General features: G+C 67.9%; 18 protein-coding genes. 12 read left to right on the top strand and 6 right to left on the bottom strand.

The features are described 5' to 3' along the window. Window positions 1-5: 5 nt before the first annotated feature. Window positions 6-1058, bottom strand: a complete 1053-nt coding sequence (locus tag IEY61_RS22515) for an FAD-dependent oxidoreductase (protein WP_189047532.1) — start codon at window positions 1056-1058, stop codon at window positions 6-8. Between the two features lie 180 nt (window positions 1059-1238). Here IEY61_RS22515 and IEY61_RS31395 point away from each other — a divergent pair, with 180 nt between their 5' ends. Next, on the top strand, window positions 1239-1649 hold the full coding sequence (locus tag IEY61_RS31395; protein WP_229706337.1) for a hypothetical protein: 411 nt from the start codon (window positions 1239-1241) through the stop codon (window positions 1647-1649). Next, complete coding sequence (locus IEY61_RS31400; protein WP_229706338.1) at window positions 1646-1837, top strand: carbohydrate-binding module family 20 domain-containing protein; 192 nt, start codon at window positions 1646-1648, stop codon at window positions 1835-1837. The genes IEY61_RS31395 and IEY61_RS31400 overlap by 4 nt, the downstream gene beginning before the upstream one ends. 286 nt (window positions 1838-2123) lie before the next feature. On the opposite strand, the gene IEY61_RS22525 is transcribed toward IEY61_RS31400, so the two are convergent. The 5 genes from IEY61_RS22525 to IEY61_RS22545 form a co-directional block, all read right to left on the bottom strand. Next, window positions 2124-3359 (bottom strand): RCC1 domain-containing protein, encoded by a 1236-nt coding sequence (locus tag IEY61_RS22525; RefSeq protein ID WP_189047536.1) that lies wholly within the window; start codon window positions 3357-3359, stop codon window positions 2124-2126. Window positions 3360-3846: 487 nt separating this feature from the next. Beyond that, on the bottom strand, window positions 3847-5439 hold the full coding sequence (locus IEY61_RS22530) for a glycoside hydrolase family 44 protein (protein ID WP_229706339.1): 1593 nt from the start codon (window positions 5437-5439) through the stop codon (window positions 3847-3849). A 309-nt stretch (window positions 5440-5748) separates the two neighbouring features. After that, entirely contained in the window at window positions 5749-6492 is a 744-nt protein-coding gene (locus IEY61_RS22535; protein ID WP_229706344.1) for an alpha/beta fold hydrolase, read from the bottom strand. A gap of 97 nt (window positions 6493-6589) precedes the next feature. Continuing rightward, window positions 6590-7159 carry a DJ-1/PfpI family protein gene (locus tag IEY61_RS22540; RefSeq protein ID WP_189047542.1) on the bottom strand — a complete coding sequence of 190 codons (570 nt, stop codon included), beginning with the start codon at window positions 7157-7159 and terminating at the stop codon, window positions 6590-6592. An 84-nt stretch (window positions 7160-7243) separates the two neighbouring features. Beyond that, the gene (locus IEY61_RS22545; protein ID WP_189047544.1) at window positions 7244-7987 is read right to left on the bottom strand and encodes a GntR family transcriptional regulator; all 744 of its coding nucleotides are present in this window, start codon (window positions 7985-7987) and stop codon (window positions 7244-7246) included. Between the two features lie 440 nt (window positions 7988-8427). Here IEY61_RS22545 and IEY61_RS22550 point away from each other — a divergent pair, with 440 nt between their 5' ends. The 10 genes from IEY61_RS22550 to IEY61_RS31410 all read left to right on the top strand — a co-directional run bounded on the left by IEY61_RS22550 (window position 8428) and on the right by IEY61_RS31410 (window position 18938). After that, the gene (locus tag IEY61_RS22550; RefSeq protein ID WP_229706340.1) at window positions 8428-9813 is read left to right on the top strand and encodes an extracellular solute-binding protein; all 1386 of its coding nucleotides are present in this window, start codon (window positions 8428-8430) and stop codon (window positions 9811-9813) included. Between the two features lie 101 nt (window positions 9814-9914). Continuing rightward, complete coding sequence (locus IEY61_RS22555) at window positions 9915-10760, top strand: carbohydrate ABC transporter permease (RefSeq protein WP_229706341.1); 846 nt, start codon at window positions 9915-9917, stop codon at window positions 10758-10760. Then, entirely contained in the window at window positions 10760-11671 is a 912-nt protein-coding gene (locus IEY61_RS22560; protein ID WP_189047548.1) for a carbohydrate ABC transporter permease, read from the top strand. The genes IEY61_RS22555 and IEY61_RS22560 overlap by 1 nt, the downstream gene beginning before the upstream one ends. After that, window positions 11671-12738: an ABC transporter ATP-binding protein gene (locus IEY61_RS22565; protein ID WP_189047550.1), complete on the top strand. Its 1068-nt coding sequence runs from the start codon at window positions 11671-11673 to the stop codon at window positions 12736-12738. Before IEY61_RS22560 ends, IEY61_RS22565 begins: the two co-directional genes overlap by 1 nt. Next, entirely contained in the window at window positions 12738-13814 is a 1077-nt protein-coding gene (locus tag IEY61_RS22570; RefSeq protein ID WP_189047552.1) for an ABC transporter ATP-binding protein, read from the top strand. Before IEY61_RS22565 ends, IEY61_RS22570 begins: the two co-directional genes overlap by 1 nt. Window positions 13815-13849: 35 nt before the next feature. Then, complete coding sequence (locus IEY61_RS22575; RefSeq protein ID WP_189047554.1) at window positions 13850-14014, top strand: FAD-linked oxidase C-terminal domain-containing protein; 165 nt, start codon at window positions 13850-13852, stop codon at window positions 14012-14014. Window positions 14015-14089: 75 nt separating this feature from the next. Then, window positions 14090-15550: an NAD-dependent succinate-semialdehyde dehydrogenase gene (locus tag IEY61_RS22580; protein WP_189047556.1), complete on the top strand. Its 1461-nt coding sequence runs from the start codon at window positions 14090-14092 to the stop codon at window positions 15548-15550. A 141-nt stretch (window positions 15551-15691) separates the two neighbouring features. Then, the gene (locus tag IEY61_RS22585) at window positions 15692-16924 is read left to right on the top strand and encodes an iron-containing alcohol dehydrogenase (RefSeq protein WP_189047558.1); all 1233 of its coding nucleotides are present in this window, start codon (window positions 15692-15694) and stop codon (window positions 16922-16924) included. A gap of 1115 nt (window positions 16925-18039) precedes the next feature. Further along, window positions 18040-18588 carry an alpha/beta hydrolase gene (locus IEY61_RS31405; protein ID WP_229706342.1) on the top strand — a complete coding sequence of 183 codons (549 nt, stop codon included), beginning with the start codon at window positions 18040-18042 and terminating at the stop codon, window positions 18586-18588. After that, window positions 18585-18938, top strand: coding sequence for a hypothetical protein (locus IEY61_RS31410; RefSeq protein ID WP_229706343.1), 354 nt, complete (start codon window positions 18585-18587; stop codon window positions 18936-18938). The genes IEY61_RS31405 and IEY61_RS31410 overlap by 4 nt, the downstream gene beginning before the upstream one ends. Window positions 18939-19197 lie beyond the last annotated feature (259 nt).

Genomic DNA, 19197 nt, shown 5'->3' on the forward strand with positions numbered 1-19197 from the left:
GTTGGTCAGACCGGGGTGGGCGCCGCCAGAAGAGCGCGCAGCTCGCGGACCGCTGCCCGCCCGGCACGGTTCGCCCCGACTGTGCTCGCGGACGGTCCGTAGCCGACCAGGTGGATCCGCGGGTCGGCGACCACCCGGGTGCCGTCCACGACGATGCCGCCGCGGGACCCCCGCAGCCGCAGCGGGGCCAGGTGGTCGAGCGCCGGCCGGAAGCCGGTGCACCAGAGGATGACGTCCACGTCCTGCGCCGCGCCGTCGCGCCACTGGACGCCGTCGGGAACGATCCGGTCGAACATCGGCCGGCGTAGGAGAAGACCGCGTTCCCGGGCTTCGAGCAGCTGCGGTGTCCACGACAGTTCGGTCGCGCTGGCGATGCTTCCCGGGGGCAGGCCGGCCCGGACCCGTGCCTCCACCTTGGCGACCACCTCGCGTCCGTAGTCGGGCGTGAACGGCCCGTCCCGGAAAACCGGCGGCCGGCGGGTGACCCAGGCCGTCGTCGCCGCGACGTCGGCGATCTCGACCAGGAGCTGCACCGCTGACGTTCCGCCCCCGACGACAACCACCCGCTTCCCGGCGAATTCCGCCGGCCCCCGGTAGTGGGCGGTGTGCAGCTGCCGCCCGTGGAACGTTTCCTGTCCCGGGTAGTACGGCACGAACGGCCTGGTCCACGTTCCAGTGGCGTTGATCAGTGCCCGGGTGGTCCAGGTGCTGTTGCCGGCTTCGACGAGGAGTCGTCCGTCGGGGGCGTTCCGGACGGCCGTGACGGCGACTGGCCGCTGCACATCGATGCCGTATTTGCTCTCAAAGGCGGCGAAATAGGCCGCCACCGCGTCAGCGGCTGGTTCGTCGGGCGACGGAGGCGTGAAGTGCATGCCGGGCAGGTCGAAGATCCCGTGCACGGTCGCCATGCGCAGCGTCGGCCACCGGTGCTGCCAGGCCCCGCCAGGTGCCGGGTTGGCGTCCAGGACGGCGAAGTCAAAGCCGGAGGAGCGCAGGTGGTACCCGCTGGACAGCCCCGCCTGTCCGGCGCCGATAACCACCACATCCGTCTCCCGCATGTGCGGGATAACGTCTCAGGCTAACCCGGGCCTTCCCACCGGCGATGGATCTCACACCGCCCGGACGTACCCTGTGGCTGTCGAAAATGCGATCTGACCTGCTCAGGGCCGAGTCGTGGGCCATGACGACCGATCGTCGCTGGTTCGGCTTGTCACCCTGTCTGCTTAGGCTTCGCAGTCATGGCCGGGACTTCCGAGATGTCGATGTGCGCCGCGCTGCTGGACCGGTCGGTGGCGCAGATCGGGGAACTGGCGGCAGATGGCCGCTACGTCGATCGGCAGGCGATCGTCAGGATCGCCGATGCCTGGGACAACAACACATTCCCGCTGTTCGACACGGCACTCACCCGTCCCGGTTGGTGGCGGCAGCGGCGTGCGAGGGCCGCGCTCGGCCGGATGGCAGATCTCTCACCAGACAGCCGAGCGTGGATGATCGAGCAAGCCGCGATCGCCGGATACCGGCTGGAGCCTCACCTGCCCCCGCCCGTCGCCCCTGTCGTGCACTACCGCGACTACCAGGGACTCGTGCAACCCGACGTGGTCCCGCTGACCGCGTCAGCGATCGCAAGTGTCGTACGGAACTATGCGTGACCGCCGTGACCTTCGGCGTGACTGCCACCACCACCCTCGGCCAGAACACCCATGTCGCCGGGGACCATCCCTCCCTCGGCGACTGGGATCCCACCAAAGCACCCCTGCTCTCCTCGGCCACCGGCGGCAACCGCACCGTCACAGTCGGCAACGGAGGAACTCCACTGAACGACACCTGGCGCAACTGACCCACCCCTCAGCCGCGCGGCCCGCCGAACCATTTCGGCGGACCCAGCACAGAAACGACCCACAGTCGGAGCGTCTGCGTACGATGCGTCGTTCCGGGCCGGGCCACCGTAATTGCGCATCGGCCGCGCTTTTCCGCTGCGGGTGGCCCAACGAGACCCGCCCCGGCAGCATGCTGCACTCACCAGCCGCTGCTCTCCCCAACCCGGCAGCGGGATGCCGTCGGTCCGCGCCGCTGCCGATGGGCGGCGGTGCGGGCCGACGGCTCAGGTCACCCGCCGGTGCCGGTCAGGCCGGCAGGACCACCTGTCCCGGGGTCGTCCGGCCGGTGGTGGTGCCGTCACCGAGCTGCCCGAGGAAATTGTCGCCCCAGCACCACAGGCTGCCGTCGCTGCGCGCCGCGCAGCCGTGGTAGGACACCGCCAGACCGCCCGTCCAGGTCGTCGCGGTGCCGACCTGGGTCGGGGCCGACCGGTGGGTGGTGGTGCCGTCACCGACCTGCCCGTAGGTGTTCCTGCCCCAGCACCACAGGCTGCCGTTGGTACGGGCCGCGCAGGACGAGTCGATGCTCGTCTCGACCCGCGCCCAGGTGGTGGCGGTACCGACCTGCAGTGGCGTGGTCTGGTAGCCGCTGCCCCCGCCCACCTGGCCGTACCCGTTCTCGCCCCAGCACCACAGGGTCCCGTCAGTGCGGACCGCACAGGTGTGGACGTACCCGGTTGTCACCCCGGACCACGTGGTCGCGGTGCCCACCTGGGTCGGGGTCGCCTTGAAGCTCAGGATGCCGAGACCGAGCTGCCCGTCGGAACTGCTGCCCCAGCACCACAGGGTCCCGTCGGTGCGGACGGCGCAGCTGTGCGCGTACCCGGTGGCGACCCTCGCCCAGGTGGTCGCCGTGCCGACCTGCTGGGGGGTGGTCGACATCAGGGGCGTCGTACCGATGCCGAGCTGGGCGTGACCGTTCAGGCCCCAGCACCACAGGGTGCCGGTGGTCCGGACCGCGCAGGTGTGGTTGTTGCTGGTGCTGACGCTGGCCCAGGTGGTGGCGTCGCCGATCCGGATCGGAGCGGTCCGGCTCGTGGTGGTCCCATCCCCGAGCTGCCCGTTGTTGTTGGCACCCCAGCACCACAGCGTTCCGTCCGTGCGCACCGCGCAGGTGTTGCTCCTACCGGCGTCGACCCTCGCCCAGGTGGTGGCGTCGCCGATCCGGATCGGAGCGGTCCGGCTCGTGGTGGTCCCATCCCCGAGCTGGCCGTTGAAGTTGTTGCCCCAGCACCAGAGCGTCCCGTCGGTACGGATCACACAGGTGTGCAGATCACCCGTGGCGACCTGGGACACTGCCGCGGCGGCGACCGAGGCGCTCGACGTACCCCGGTCGGCGGGGCTGCCGCCCGCCGTGGCCGCGCCCGCCGTAAAGCCGACGGCGAGCACGGTGATTCCCACGACGGCTGTCGCCGCGGCGGCGGCGGTTCGGGCTGCCCGCCGCCACCGTGTCCGCAGCCGGCCCTCCTGATGTTCCTTCATGTTTTGTTCTCCCAAGGCATCGTCGGTTCTGCAGAGCGGAGGCGGCGCTGCCTCGGTAGGTCGCAGGCGACCTGTCACTTCACATCGATCAGCACGGCTGGCTGACTGGACGAACTCGATCCCGGACCACGGGTACGGCACGGCGGCATGGCTCGCCGGCATGCTGCGAGCGCGATCAACTCACCGTGGCAGGCGGGTCGACGTTGCCCAGACGTCGCACATGCCCTCAGCCGATACAAGAGGGTCGGATGTTCCCGCGCGGATGGCTCGCAGCAATCCTGCCGCACACCTACACAACCGTCAATATCACTTTCTGTCGGCTGGCAGGTCAGTTGACCTCGGCCGTGTCGGGTCGTTCAACCTACCCGGGGTGTTCTGCGCGTTCTGGTCTGATGTACCCGTGAGGGTGCAGGACGACAACGAGCACGCCCCCGGGCCGCCGGCAGTGTGGCACGGTACCGGCTCGCGCGACAGGCTGAGGAATCGCTCAGTGTCGGCGTTTCGGCAGGACCAGCAGTGTGATGGAGTTCGCCGGGTACGTCGCCCTGACGCTGCCGCTGGTCACCGGGAGATCCGCACCTCGCCTGATCGAGGTGAGATCGGCTGCGCTGTAGGTGAAGCGCTGTGCCGTGCCCTTGCCGTTGAAACCGGCGACCGTCAACCGTGAGGTCAGATCGTTGCCCGTTTTGTTGATCACCATGACGGTCAGTGCCTTGTCGGATGAGCGTTGCGCACCGTAGACCGCCAACTGCCCCTGGTCGCTGCTGATCGCCGATACGCTGACCTCGCCGAATCGGCTCCCCGCCCCGTCGTAGTTGCGGTACATGCGGAACGCGTACGCCCCGGGATCTGTCGGTTTCGGCTCTCCCCAGATGGTGGCCAGGTCCAGCCCCTCGCGCCCGAAGATCCCGAGAACGTCGGCCTGCGCCAACACGCCGTTGATGTCGTCCAACGCGCCCCAGTTGTACTCGGTCATCGCAACCTTCGTACCCGGGTAGTACTGCGCGACCCACGCCTTCATCGTGCGGATCAGCTGCAGCGGCGGCGCGTTCACACCGTCCGGACCGATCCACGACTCGTCCACGTACGTCGGATCCCACAGCGAGCGCGTGGACCGCAACCGCAGCGCGTTGGCCTCCGGGTCCTTACCACCGCTGATCTGCGGGTAGTAGTGCTGGTCGAAGTAGTCGAGGAAGCGCTTTCCGCGGTGGGCGTCGCTGAAGTCTTTCATGTTTTTCAGGTACCACTGGGACAGGTTGAGCCCACCGTGCGCAGCAGCGTCCGCGCCCGGCGCACAGCCGTCCAGCCCGGACGCCACCCATTCGCAGTAACCCCAGCCCGACGGGCCGAGCACTGCCGCGCTGGGATCAGCGGCCTTGATCGCCGCGGCGGTCGCCGTACCCTTGCTGCCCAACTCGTCGTACGTCACGGGTTCGGGATGGACATCGCGGTGCGTGGAGCTCCACAGCACCGGCTCGTTGTCGAGCTGGTAGATCGACACGCCGCCCCGCGCCGCCCGGCCGAACCGGCGCACCAGATGCGACACCATCTCGCCAGCGAACGACGCGTCCACCTGGATCGAAGTGTCCGTGGGCACCGCCCCGGTGAGGTTCACGTCGTTGAGCCGGCCGTTACCGCAGTTGGGGTCCCACGGGTCGAACGCGTCCTGTGTGGGGAAGCGGGTCGCAGGGAAACCGCACGCGAACGGGTGCGACTGGGGCGAGTCCTTCGCCACCCACCCGATCAGCGGCACGGTTACCACCTGCTTGGTCCCACGGTCCCGGTTGGTCTTGACGAACGACTCAACAGTGTTGTCAGGCCCGGCCACGATGTTCTCGAAGTACCAGTCGCTGCCCGTGTTGTAGGTGTGGTTCTTGAAGTTGTAGCGGCTGCTCGCGTTGCCGCCCCAGCGTGCCACCGGCATGCCGAGCTCGGCGAGGAGCGCCGGATCACCACCGTTCATGCCGTAGACGTCAGGACTGATCACATGCCGAGCGGCGGACACATCCACGGACAGCGTGAGTCCGACAGCGGCCGCCGCCGGGCCGGAGACGGCCTGTGCGGTCAACAACCCCGCCACGAGGGATCCCGTCACACCGGTGGCCGTGGCCGACCTTAGCTTTCGCCATCGTCGAGCATCCACAAAGACTCCCGCCGCCAACTAGCCAGAAACACGGAACCAACTCTGAGATATTATCGCCTGTCTATGTGTTGTCAATCGCTGCCCACCTGATCAAATGCGATTCCTGTCGCAGGCTTCCCAGGTTCCCAGGTGGCGAATCCGGGGGGAGGCTGCGGCCGACGCAACAGGTAGGGTTGACCGGCTTGACGGACAGGGGCGATAAAGTCCTTTCGGTGGTGGTCGGTTCACGGGCCCCTGCCGCCGCAATTAGTGACAGCGGTCCCGGCGGAGGAAGCACGACAACAGTTGCCTGAACTCGTGCGGGTGCTCGATCGCCGGCACGTGCCCGCATCGGCCGAGCACGTGCAGACGGACATCGGCCAGGTGTTCGAGTAGGGGCTGGGCTGCCGTCCCGAGCGGGGTGACTCGGTCCTCGGCGCCGTGAACGAGCAGCACGGGCGCGCGGATCGCCGCCAGCGTTTGCGCCGAGAGGGTGAGCTCGTCGACCCATCGTGCCCTGGGTGGAGGGAACAACGACGCGAATGCGGCCGCACCCGCTCGCATCGCAGCTGCACGGGCATCGACGGCCGAATCGGTCACGAGCGCTTGGTCGAGGACGAGGCGACTCAGCATGTCTCGTGCCCCGAGCGGGCCGGCGGGGGCGGCCCAGATCGCGTCGAGCTCGGCGGACAGCGGCGCCCCGGGGGCGCCCATCGTCGAGACCGCCACGACACGGGTGACCTGCTGGGGGCGCGCGGCCGCCAACGCCAGCGCCACGGCGCCGCCCATGGAGTGACCCACCACGGCGTAGTACTCGATACCGAGAGCATCCATCAGGCCCGCGGCCTGCTCCGTCCACAGCCGGAGCCCACCCCTGGAGCCCGCCGGGACAGGTGTACGGCCGAACCCCGCCTGGTCAGGAGCCACCAGGTGCAAGGACGTGCCCAGCGCCTGCGCCGTCGTTGCCCAGGCGCCGGACCCGGTCGTGCCCGGTCCGGAGCCGTGCAGCATCAGCACCGCGGGCCCGGTGCCGCTCTCCAGGACGTGGACGGGAAAGCCGCCGACTGTGACGGTCCGAGGTGTCGTCACCGGGGCACGCCAGGTGTGCTCAAGCCGATGCGGGGTTGACGGACTTCGAGAAGAGCTCCATCATCGCTCTGCCGAATTGCGGCATGTCGGGCCACCCCCGGCAGGAGACGAGATTGCCGTCCACGACGTCGGGAGCGTCGATGACCGTCGCGCCCGCGTTCTCCATGTCACCGGTGATGGGTGGGAAGCACGCCGTCTTTCGACCCTTCAGTAGCCCGTACACCGCTGGTACCTGCGCGCCGTGGCACACCAGCGCGATGGGGAGGTTGCGCGCGAAGAAGTGCTCGGTGATGCGCCTGACGTCGGCGTCGACCCGGATCCACTCGGGAGCGCGTCCCCCGGGGATGATGAGGGCGTCATAGCGCTCGACGTCGACCTCGGCCCAGGGCACGTCGACCGGCAGCTTCCGGCCGTTCTTCTCCACGTAGGCGTCGGAGTTGGGGTCGAACTCGTGGATGACCAGTTGCACGTCACGCATCGTCAGTGACGAGACGTCGACGTCCCAGCCGCCCTCCTGCACGCGATAGTAGGGATACATGGTGTCGAGCTCCTCGGCGGCGTCGCCGGTCAGGATCAGCGCTCTGGGCACCTGCTTCTCCTCGCATCTGGGGGGCGGGTGAGGTAGATCCAATCCGATCCGATTGAGTTAGCATTCCTCGGCCCAGCCCGCCCGTCAAGCCTCTACCGCCATTGCATTCGCGTCCTTGACTTCGTCGAACAATCGTCGGAAACGCTCGCCGGACCGCAAGATGTGCCGACGCATCGCGTAAGCGGCGGCGTCCGGGTCACGTGCGGCGATCGCGGCCACAACTTCCTCGTGCTCGGCCATGGCCAAGTGAGTGACCTGGGTGTCGTGGTGCAGCCGGAAGAGGTGCACGTGGCTGTGCAGGCGAGCGAGCGCTTCACGGATGACCTGGTTCTCCGCGCTCAGGGCGACGAGATCGTGAAAAGCGGCGTCGCGTAGACCGAAGGCGCCATAGGCCGTGGGCCCGTTGCCCCCCTCCAGCTCCGCCATCTCCTCCAGCATTCGTCGCAGACCGGCCACCTGCTCCGAGGATGCGCGTTCGGCGGATCTGCGCGCCGCTGCCGGCTCGAGGAGCAGGCGGACCTCGAGCATGTCCTCGAATCGGTGACGGGTTATCTGGGGGGGAATGCGGTAGCCAGCATGGGGCACACGCACGACCAGACCCTCGGCCTCCATGCGGTTCAGAGCGTCCCGGATCGGCGTCTGCGAGACCCCCAACTCTCGCGCCAGGACGTCGATCGTGACGCGGGAGCCAGGCTCGATCCGTAGCGACATCAGCTGTCCGAGCAGCGTGTCGTACACCTCGTCGGCAAGCCGGCCGCCAGATCTTCCCGACGACGTTCCGCCCGTCACGGCCCTACGGCCCCGCGCGATCATCGCTTCGTCGTCCATCGTGACGTGAGGTCCTTCCTTGCGTCTTCGCGAACCTATTGACATCAGTCACAACGCTGCGGCATGCTGACGCCCCCACTCGATCGTATAGGAAAAGTGGCGGATGCTCGCCATCCTGCACCATCGCGGAACCGCCCGCCATCGCTCTGCTTCGATCACCGGGAGCTCCCATGAACATGCTCGACGTCCTGCTCGGTTCGACACCCGGCCGCAGGTGGACCGAAGGACTTCTCGACGGCATGAAGACCCGGTACATCGCGGCGTACTCGTAACGCCGGTCCGCGGGTCGGCCCCCGCGGCAGCCCGGCAACACGCCTGAACAACCCAGCAACCGCTCGGCGAAGCACATAGCGAGGCTCTAGAAGGTCCCAACCCAGAAAGCAGGCAAGAAGATGCGGCATTCAAAGCGAATGGGACAAGTGTCCGCTCCCGGTCGAAAGGTGCAGCTGGCGACGGCGGCCATGCTGCTGGTGGCCACGACCGTGGCGGCTTGCGGCGATGGCCAGGACGACGGCGCGAAGGCGAGCGCCCCCAAGGCACCGGCGACCATCCCGGAGCTCACCAAGGACCCGCTGACCCTCAGCTTCATCTGGTTCGACTGGCCCCCCGCCCACGCACTGGAAGCCTTCGCGAACGCGGAGTACAAAAAGGAGCGGCCGAACGCGACCATCAAGGTCAACACCGTGCCGAACGCGAACTGGCACGACGCGATGTTCACCCAGTTCGCCGCGCGCAAGACCGACTTCGACATCGCGATCCTGGACTCGCAACACATCGGCGAGGCCGTGACGAACGGCAACATCCTCGACATCACCGACTTCGTCAAGAACAACATCGACGTCGAGGCCTACAACCCGTACCTCCTGGCGGCCTACGGCCAGTTCCCCCAAGCGGAGACCGGCAAGCGCGACGAAAACGCCAGCCTGTACGGACTGCCACTGCTCGGCGACACCTGGACGATGATCTACCGCAAGGACCTGATCGGCGACAAGCCACCGCAGACCTGGGACGAGATGATCTCTGTCGCCGAGAGGTGCCAGGCGGAGCACCCTGGCGTCAGCGGGCTGGCTTTCCACCAGGCCAACGGCTCCGACGCCGCGGCCGTAACCTACAACACGGTCAACGGCGTCTACGGCGGCAACCTCTGGGACTCCAAGACGCGCAAGATCGAGGGCGTTCTCAACGACGCTGCGGGCCACGAGGCGATGGACGTCCTGGTCAACAAGATGAAGCCGCTGACCGCCAAGGGCTCCGGCAACTGGTTCATCGACGAGGTGAATGCGGCGGTCGCCCAGGGCAAGGCATGCATCGCGTTCAACTGGATCGCCGCGAGCGGCGGCCTGCTTGATCCGAAGCAGTCGACGCTCGGCACCACGCGGGAGCAGATTCTCGACAAGCTGGGTTTTGCCACCCTGCCGAGCCAGAAGACGAACCTGGTCCCTCTCGGCGGTATGGGGATGCACGTGTCGGCCTACTCCTCCACGGCGAACCAGGCGGAGGCCCTGAACTTCATGAAGTGGTTCGAGCGGGCTGATATCCAGAAGAAGTGGGCCGCAGCTGGTGGCGTGCCATCGCGTACGGACGCCCTCGAATCGCCCGAGTTCCTCAATGCCGGGCCGTTCAACCAGGTGTACACCGACTCGGTTCCGCGGATGCGGGACATGTGGAACGTGCCCGAGTACGCGCGCCTCGTCGACATTGAGAACACCAACGTGAACGCGGCTCTCAACGGCGCGAAGAAGCCGAAGGATGCGCTCGACGACATCGCCAAGGAGCAGCAGCGCGTGCTCGACTCCGGCAGCCGCAAGGGCGGCGGCGGACTGTGAGTGATCGTCGCCCTCTGACGACCGACCACCCCGGGCAGGGGGCGTCTGCGACGCCACCTGCACCGGGTCGGTCCCGCCGGCTGAGCGACCGCGGGCTCGCCGTGGCCTTCATCTCCCCCGCGCTGCTGCTGTTGCTCGCAATGTCGGTGTTCCCGTTGCTGTGGGCGCTGTACCTGTCTTTCACCGACTACTCGGCCACCCGCGGAGGGCCCGCCCATTTCATCGGGTTCGGGAACTACACCGCCATCCTGGCTTCGGCGCAGGTCCACCAGAGGGCCCTGACGACGTTGATCTACGTGGTCGGCGCGGTCACCCTGCAGACCGTGCTCGGTTTCGCCATCGCCTACCTGATCTCACGGCGCACGCACGGGCGAGGACTGCTGACCACTCTGTTCCTGGTCCCGATGATGCTGTCGCCGGTCGTGGTCGGACTGTTCTGGCGATTTATGCTCGACGCGCAATTCGGCGTGATCAACAGCATGCTCGGCTCGCTCGGCCTGGGGCAGGTGGAGTGGCTCACCCGGCAGCGAACGGCATTGATTTCCCTGATCGTGGTCGACACCTGGCAATGGACGCCGTTCATCATGCTCATCGCGCTTGCGGGGCTCACCGCGGTGCCCAAGTACCTGTATGAAGCCGCCTCGATCGACCGGGCGTCCGAGTGGTTCCGGTTCCGCACCATCACTCTTCCGCTGGTGTGGCCGCTGCTCCTCATCGCCGTGTTGTTCCGGGCCATCGAGGCCTTCCGGCTGTTCGACCTCGTCTACATCCTCACCAACGGAGGTCCGGGTGTCTCCACCGAGACGTTGTCGTTCCATGTCTACAAGGTCGCGTTCCTGGGCTTCAACACCGGAACCGCCTCGGCGTACGGGATCCTCATGGTCCTCGTCGTCATCGTCCTCACGCAGATCTACCTGCGCTACCTGAACAAGCTCAAGGAGGGCTGATGGCCGTCTCCGTTGACGAGGCCGTGTCCGCAGGTCCGGTCCGGGATCAGACGCGCCCCACGCGCCGCCTGGGCGGCCGGGGCCGCTCCGTGCTGGAGATCGCGCTGCTGACCGTGCTGGCCGTCGTGATGCTCTTCCCGGTGCTGTGGATGATCGAGACGTCCATCAAGGAGAACCGGGACGTCTACGCCGTCCCGGCCGAGTTCTTCGGCTTCACGGTCACGATGGAGCACTTCAAAGACGTGTTCGTCGCCCCCGGCGGCGGTCGCTCGGCCTTGTCCGTCGCGTTCCTCAACTCCGCGGTGGTCGCCGGGGTCTCCACGGTGCTGGCCACCGTGCTGGGGGTCCCGGCGGCCTGGGCCTACTCACGCTTTGCCGTGAAGGCCAGGAAGGACCAGCTGTTCTTCATCCTGTCCACCCGCTTCATGCCGCCCGTGGTGGTCGTGATCCCGATCTTCCTCATGTACCGCCAGGTCGGACTCATCGACAGCAAGCTCGGCCTGATCCTCATCTACACCGCGTACAACCTTCCGTTCACGATCTGGATGATGAAGGGGTTCGTCGACGAGGTGCCCGCGGAGTACGAGGATGCCGCCATGCTCGACGGCTATACCCGGTTGCAGGCGTTTCGGCGACATACCCTTCCGCTGCTCGTGCCCGGCATCGCCGCGACGGCGGTCTTCGCACTCATCTTCTCGTGGAACGAGTTCGTGTTCGCCATCTTCCTCACCTCCAGCGACAGCGTGCGGACGGCCCCACCCGCCATCGCCGGCCTCATCGGCGGCACCACGACGGACTGGGGTCTCGTGGCCGCCGCCTCCGTGGTGTTCGCCCTACCGGTGCTCGTCTTCGCCTACCTGGTGCGCAAGCATCTCATCGCCGGGGTGACACTCGGGGCGGTGCGGCGCTGATGGCGGGCATCGAGGTGATCGCCCTGCACAAGCGCTACCCGGACGGGACGGTCGCAGTCGAGCACGTGGATTTCTCCATCAAAGACGGCGAGCTGTTCGTGATGCTCGGTCCCTCGGGTTGCGGCAAGACGACCACGCTGCGCGCCATAGCCGGCCTGGAGAGGCAGACGACGGGCGACATCCGCATCGGCAACACGCTGGTCAACGACCTGCCGCCCGCCGAGCGCGACATCGCCATGGTGTTCCAGTTCTACGCTCTCTACCCGCATCTGAGAACCCGCGACAACCTGGCGTTCCCACTGCGGGCCGAAGGACTGCCCAAGCCGGAGGTGCACGAGCGGGTCGCCGAGGCCGCCCGGCTGATGCGGCTTGGTCCGCTCCTGGACCGGCGACCGCGCCAGCTGTCCGGCGGAGAGCAGCAGCGCGTCGCGCTTGCTCGCGCCCTGGTGCGACGACCGCGCGCATTCCTCATGGACGAACCTCTCACCAACCTGGACGCGGAGCTGAGGGCGGACATGCGCACGGAGATCAAGCACCTGCAGGGGGAACTGGGGGCGACGATGGTCTACGTCACCCACGACCAAGTCGAGGCGATGTCGCTCGGTCACAGAATCGCCATCCTCAACAAGGGCCGCGTCGAGCAGACCGGCACGCCGCTGGAAGTCTACGACCGTCCGGCGAGTCTTTTCTGCGCCGCATTCATCGGCGCCCCGCCGATGAACCTGATCGAGGTGGAGGTGGCCGACGGGAAGCTGCGCAGTCAGGGCGGACTGGTCCTCACGCCACCGCCAGGCCTGCCGCGCGACCGTTGCCTGGTCGCCGGCGTCCGGCCGGAGGCGCTGGAAGTCACAGCACCAGGGGCGGAACGTTCGGTCCCGGCCCGGGTGGTCTCGGCGGAGTGGCTGGGCGACGAAATCATCTACGTGGTTGACCACGGCGGCCAGCGCGACGTACGGGTTCGGATGCCACCGACTGTCCGTTTCGCCGCTGACGCACCGGTCGGGCTGCGGCACACCGGCGGGACCCCGGCGGTCTACGACGTGAGCACGGAAGAGTTGGTGGCCTGATGGGAACCGTGGCAGTGCACGGGCTGTGCAAGTCCTTCGGAAAAGTCCAGGCCCTGGACGGGGTGACGCTGGACGTGCCGGACGGCTCGTTCTTCGTCGTGCTCGGCCCCTCCGGGGCAGGCAAGACGACGACCCTGCGAGCGATCGCCGGCCTTGAGAAGCTTGACGCCGGGTCGGTGCATCTGAACGGGAGGGACGCGACCGGTGACGCCCCGGCCACACGCGACCTGGCCATGGTCTTCCAGAGCTACGCCCTCTACCCGCGACACACGGCGTACGAGAATATCGCTTCGCCGCTGCGGGCACGCCGCTGCTCTCCGAGCGAGATCGCCGCTGCCGTAAAGCAGATGTCGAGCCTGCTGCACATCGAACGTCTGCTGCAGCGTCGTCCCGCGCAGTTGTCGGGCGGTGAGATGCAGCGTGTCGCCCTGGCCCGGGCGCTGGTCCGTCGCCCACGCGCGTTTCTCATGGACGAGCCGCTGACGAACCTCGACCTCAAGCTCCGCGTCGAGATGCGCACCGAGCTCACCCGCATCCACCGGAGCCTCGGAGCAACCTTCGTCTATGTGACCAACGACCAGGTCGAGGCCTTGTCCATGGCCGACCAGGTCGCGGTCCTCAAGGAGGGGAAGGTGCAACAGGTCGGAACGCCGACCGAGGTGTACGAGCGTCCAGCCAACCAGTGGGTCGCAGGATTCGTCGGGAGCCCGCCGATCAGCCTGCTCGCCTGCCACGCCGAGGGAGATCGTTTGGTCGGTGCGGAAGGCTGGACGCTGCCGCGGCCCCGCTGGACCACGGCTGAGGACGGTCGTGCGTTGCTGCTGGGCCTGCGCGCGGAGGACCTGTCCGTCGAGCAGCGTGGAAACGCGTCGTTGTCGGGGGAGCTCTACGGGCTTGAGCCGCTCGGTGACCGAACGGTGGTCGACGTCCGAGTGGGGACGGAGATCCTCAAGGTCAAGGCACGACCCACCGTCACCGGTACGCCGGGCGAGCGGCTGCTTGTCACGGTCGACCTGGACCGTGCGCACCTGTTCGATGCGGGCACCGGGCTGTCGCTGGCCGAGGCTGGGCGGTAACCGCGCCGGGCGGCGACGGCAACATGCGCCCGCACGTGGCAATCGAGCCTCGGCGGACCGTCACCAGTGAGCACGGCCTGACGACGCTGAGACGGCCGTGGCCCGAGAAGGCGATCGGTGGCGCGGGGCGTCGCCCGGCAGACAGGGCCAAGGCCACATTCGACCCGCTCGGCAACCTCGCCCCGGACGAGGGCGGGTGACCCGTCCGGCTACGCGCACAGCGCGATCGCTGAGGCACGCCGGACAGCACCAAGAAGATCACAGGAGGCGACGCAATGAGTGACCCGATGAACGTCCTGGCCCCCGAGCACCGGCGGCTCCGGATTGGCGACGCCTGGCGCGACGCCGCAAGCGGAGCCACCTTTGCCGTCGAGGACCCGGCCACCGGCAAGACCATCGCCGAGGTGGCGGACGCCGACGTCGTTGACGGGCTCGCCGCTCTGGACATGGCGAGCAAGGCAATGGCGGAGTGGGCGGCGACCCCGCCGCGGAAACGGTCAGAGTTGTTGACCGCGACGTACCGGGCACTGACCGAGCGATCCGAGGAGGTCGCCCGGCTGATCACGCTCGAGATGGGCAAGCCGCTCGCCGAGGCTCGGGGAGAGGTGGCCTACGGCGCCGAGTTCTTCCGTTGGTTCGCCGAGGAGGCGGTACGCGTCGAGGGGCGCTACAGCACCGCTCCCGCAGGTGGATATCGCATCCTCACCGTGCCGAAGCCGGTCGGACCGTGCGTCTTCGTGACGCCCTGGAACTTTCCGTTGGCCATGGGTGCCCGCAAGATCGCTCCTGCGCTGGCCGCGGGCTGCACGACGATCACCAAGCCAGCAGCCCAGACGCCACTCACCATGCTGTTCCTGGCCCGCATCATGGAGGAGGTCGGCGTTCCCCCGGGCGTCGTCAACGTGGTGACCACCAAGCGGGCCGGCAAGGTCGTCTCAGCACTGCTGGCCGACAGTCGGACCCGCAAGCTTTCGTTCACCGGGTCGACCGAGGTCGGGCGCGTGCTGCTACGACAGGCTGCGGACAACGTGCTGCGCACCTCCATGGAACTGGGCGGCAACGCGGCCTTGATCGTGTGTGCCGACGCTGACCTGGACGTCGCGCTCGACGGTGCCATGGTGGCCAAGATGCGCAACATCGGGGAGTCCTGCATCGCGGCCAACCGGATCTACGTCGAGGAGCCGGTGCGCGAGGAGTTCACGGCGCGCTTCGCCGAGCGGATGGGAGCGCTTTCGGTGGGTCATGGTCTCGACGACGGCGTGGACGTCGGGGCGTTGATCGACGAGGCCTCGGTCGCCAAGATCGACGAGCTCGTCGCCGACGCGGTCGATCGCGGTGCCCGGGTCTTGGTGGGCGGCGAGCGTCCGGATGGGCCGGGCCACTTCTACCCGCCCACGGTCCTCGTCGACGTGCCCGAAGATGCGCGGATGCTGGAGGCCGAGATCTTCGGCCCGGTGGCGCCGATCATCTCGTTCACGTCCGACGACGAGGTGCTGGCGAAGGCCAACGACACCGAGCACGGCCTGGTCGGATACATCTTCACCCGTGATCTGCAGCGGGCGCTCCGGTTCACCGAGGGGCTAGATACGGGGATGCTCGGCATCAACCGTGGTCTGATATCGGACCCGTCAGCTCCGTTCGGAGGCGTGAAGCAGTCCGGGATCGGCAGGGAGGGGTCGCACGAGGGCATCCTTGAGTACCTCGACCTCACCTACGCGGCGATCGACCTACCGTGACCGGCCTGCTGCTCCGGGCGCCCGCCGAGAATCACCGCGCCCTGTGCACAGCGGCCAACCTCGCCGATGCCGTCCCGGTCTCGCAGGTGACCTGGACGTCCGCCCAGCAAATCGCCGCCGACGTTCCGGAGAGGCACTGACATGCTTGAGACCGTCCGCGGACCACGCCAGCTGATAGTGGGCGAAGGGGTCGCGCAGAACATCCCACGAGTGGTGGCCGAGAGTGGCTCGCGAGTCCTCATCGTGACCGACCAGGTCGTTCTGGGGCAGCCGGGCGTGGCCGAGATCGTGGCCGCCGTGCGGGAGAAGGTCGAGGTCGTCGAGGTGTTCTCCGACGCGACTCCAGACGTGCCACTCGCCGATGTCGCCGTGGCCGTCTCGGTCGCCGCCGAGGTGGACGCCGACGTGATCCTCGCCATCGGGGGTGGCACGGTGATCGACCTCGCCAAAATCGTCGGCGTCATCCGCCGCCACGGTGGGACGCCGCGCGACTTCTACGGCGAGTCGAAAGTGCCGGGGCGAACGATTCCTCTCGTCGCGGTCCCGACGACGTCAGGCACCGGCTCCGAGCTCACACCCGTCTCGGTGATGACCGACCCGGACCGCGAGCTGAAGGTGGGGGTTTCCAGCGTCCACATCGTGCCCGACTTCGCCATTGTCGACCCCGAACTCACCTACACCTGCCCTGCGACCGTCACCGCCCACTCCGGCATCGACGCGTTTTGTCACGCAGTGGAGAGTTACACCGCGCGACCCCGGGCCCACGGACCGCGCGACCCGGTGGAGCAGGTGTTCCTCGGCCGCAACCCGATCACCGACCACTACGCGCTCCTGGCCGCGGAGCGGATCGCCCGTAGCTTGCGTCGTGCTGTCAGGGACGGCGGCGACACGGACGCACGCGCGGACATGTCCTATGGCTCCATGCTCGCCGGGCTCGCGTTTTCCCACGCGGGCAACGCGGCCCCGCACGCTCTCCAGTACCCCATCGGCGCGGCCACGCACACGCCGCACGGCCTGGGCGTCGGGCTGCTACTGCCCTACGCGCTGGACGCGGCCAGGGATGCCATCGGCGACCGGTTGGCCATCCTCGCCGGGGTGTGCGGGCTCGACGTGACCGACGCCTCGGATGCCGAGGCCGCAGATACGTTCCTCACCTGGCTCGACGGGCTCCTTGCCGACATCGGCATCCCTCCCACCTTGGCGGACATCGGCGTGGCACGCGCCGACCTCCCGCGCTTCGCGGAGATGGCCAGTGGCGTCACCCGCTTGATCCAGAACCATCCAGGCCCGACCGACACCGCCAGCCTGACCGCGATCCTCGAAGCGGCCTGGACCGGGGATCGGACCCGACACGACTCCGAGCAGAGACAGTGACCGGCCTTTCACATGACGCCGAGTTCCCTGCCCCACCCTGGGTGTCGGGATGCCCGGCTACGCCATCGCACCAGCAGCATGATCATCGTGTGTGACCACCGCGCCTGGTGCGGCACCGACCTGACCGGGCCGCTGCGCGCCTCCGGCTGGCGGGGACCGGCCGCCAACGCCGCATTGCACCGGCTCAACGAACTCGATGACGAGTTCGAGGTCGCGAGCCTGCAGACCCGCACCGCCGCCACCGTACTGCGGGAAGCCGCCGAGGAGTTCGAGGATCTGCAGCGCCGGTTGGAGTCCGCCGTGAGTGCCGCCCACTCACTGGGCCTGACCGTTGATGACAGCGGCCGAGTGTCCGCCCCACCGATGCCCGCAGCGCACCGCAACGACCCGGACGCAGACGTCATCCAGCGCCGGGACGTGCAGAACGTCGCCATCTACACCGACCTCATCGCAAAGATCGTCGCCGAGGCCACCGAGACCGACCGCCAGATCACCCGAGGGTTGAGCGGGCTGAAGGCGAGCATTCCCGGACAGCGCCCGTACGAGTACAACAAGGCTCAGGAGGGCGCACAGGCCGCCGCTTCGGCACTGGGGCTCAGCGACGACGACATCCCGGCACCGGGCAGCGCACCGGTGGATGTCAACGCCTGGTGGCCCGGCTTGACCAATGACGAACGACAGATCTACCTCACCGCCTATCCCGACCGCCTCGGAGCCCTCGACGGGCTACCCACAATCGACCGTGACGCGGCCAACCAACTGGCGTTGCGTGCCTTCATCGGCGACAACGTCAACCACTACCGAGATCAGAACAACCCACAGCACGCCACCGCCCTCATGCTGCTCGACAAACTGGAAGAAGCCGAGAACGCACCACCGCACAAACGCCTGTACCTGCTGTCGCTCGACCCGAGAGGGGACGGGAAAGCAGCCGTGGCCATCGGCAACCCGGACACCGCCCCCACACCGCCGTGCTCGTGCCCGGCGTCGGCACCGAACTCGACGGCATCCGCGGCCTACTCGGCCGCGCCAACGATCTACAGGACACCGCGCTCGAAATCGCACCCACCCAGGGCGTCCCCGTCGTGGCGTGGCTGGGCTAGGACACCCCGTCAATGGGCACCGACATCGTCACCGCTCCCTTCGGCGGCAAGTCCGAAGCCGGCGCCCGCGCCCTCGACGGCTTCGTCGACGGACTCCGCGTCTCACACGACGGCACACCCGCTCACGTCACCGCGATCGGGCACAGCTACGGCTCGACCGTCCTGGGCGAGGCCGCCAGCACCGGCGACGGCCTCGCCGTGGACGACATGATCGCCGTCGGCAGCCCCGGCATGCGCGCCGACAACGCCAACGAGTTCAACATCGACACCCGACACGTGTGGGCCGGCGCCACAGCCGACGACACCTGGGTCGCCCGACCCGAAGAGAACGCCAAATGGCTCATCGGCGTACCCATCGTCGGCCCGGCCCTGGCCGACGGTGCCGTCGGCATCCACGGACCAGGACCCCACAACCCCGAGTTCGGTGCCAACGTCCTGCACGTCGACACCAGCGGCCACAGCGGATACTGGACCGAAGACAGCCAGGTGCTGCGCTCGCAAGGCGCGGTCATCGTCGGCGACTACGAGGGTGCCGTCCTCGAACACGGGAGAGCGCCATGAGACCCCACCAGCGGACGTCGTGGCACCACGTTGCCAGTGCCGCCGTTCTCGCCGCCGCACTGGCCCTGGCTGCCTGCACCGGCCGTGGCCCCGGCTCCGCGCAAGGAAAGGACGACCCGTTGCAGACCAAGGCCATTGCCGACGTGACCGCGCTGGCCCAGGACCGTTCCCAGGCCATCGCTGACATCGTCGGCAGCCCGTTGGGCAACTGGCGTACCAACACCTCGCCCTGCCTTGGCCAACGCGGTGAGATCGCCGACGACGGACGCTGGACGCTCAAGGGCTTCGCCGGACTACCGGTCGCCCCAGCCGACCAGATCTCCACGCTGCATCAGGTCCGGGACATGTGACAGCAGCAAGGCTACGAGATCGCCGAGGACCGCATCTTCGCTAACGGCACGCGAGGCGCCGTGTCCATGCGTGACCCCGCCACGGCGGTCACCATCAGCCTCATGACCATTTCGAGCAAGGACCGCATCGCGTTGCTCCTGGCAACAGACTGCTACATGCCCGCACCGGGAGAAGACCCCGCGAACCTCTGACGGACTGTAGTGGTAGTTGGTGTCGAGCAGGTGATCGTAGTAGGAGAACTCTGTCGCTCACCTGCCG

Source organism: Micromonospora sonchi, assembly GCF_014646235.1.
GTDB lineage: Bacteria > Actinomycetota > Actinomycetes > Mycobacteriales > Micromonosporaceae > Micromonospora > Micromonospora sonchi.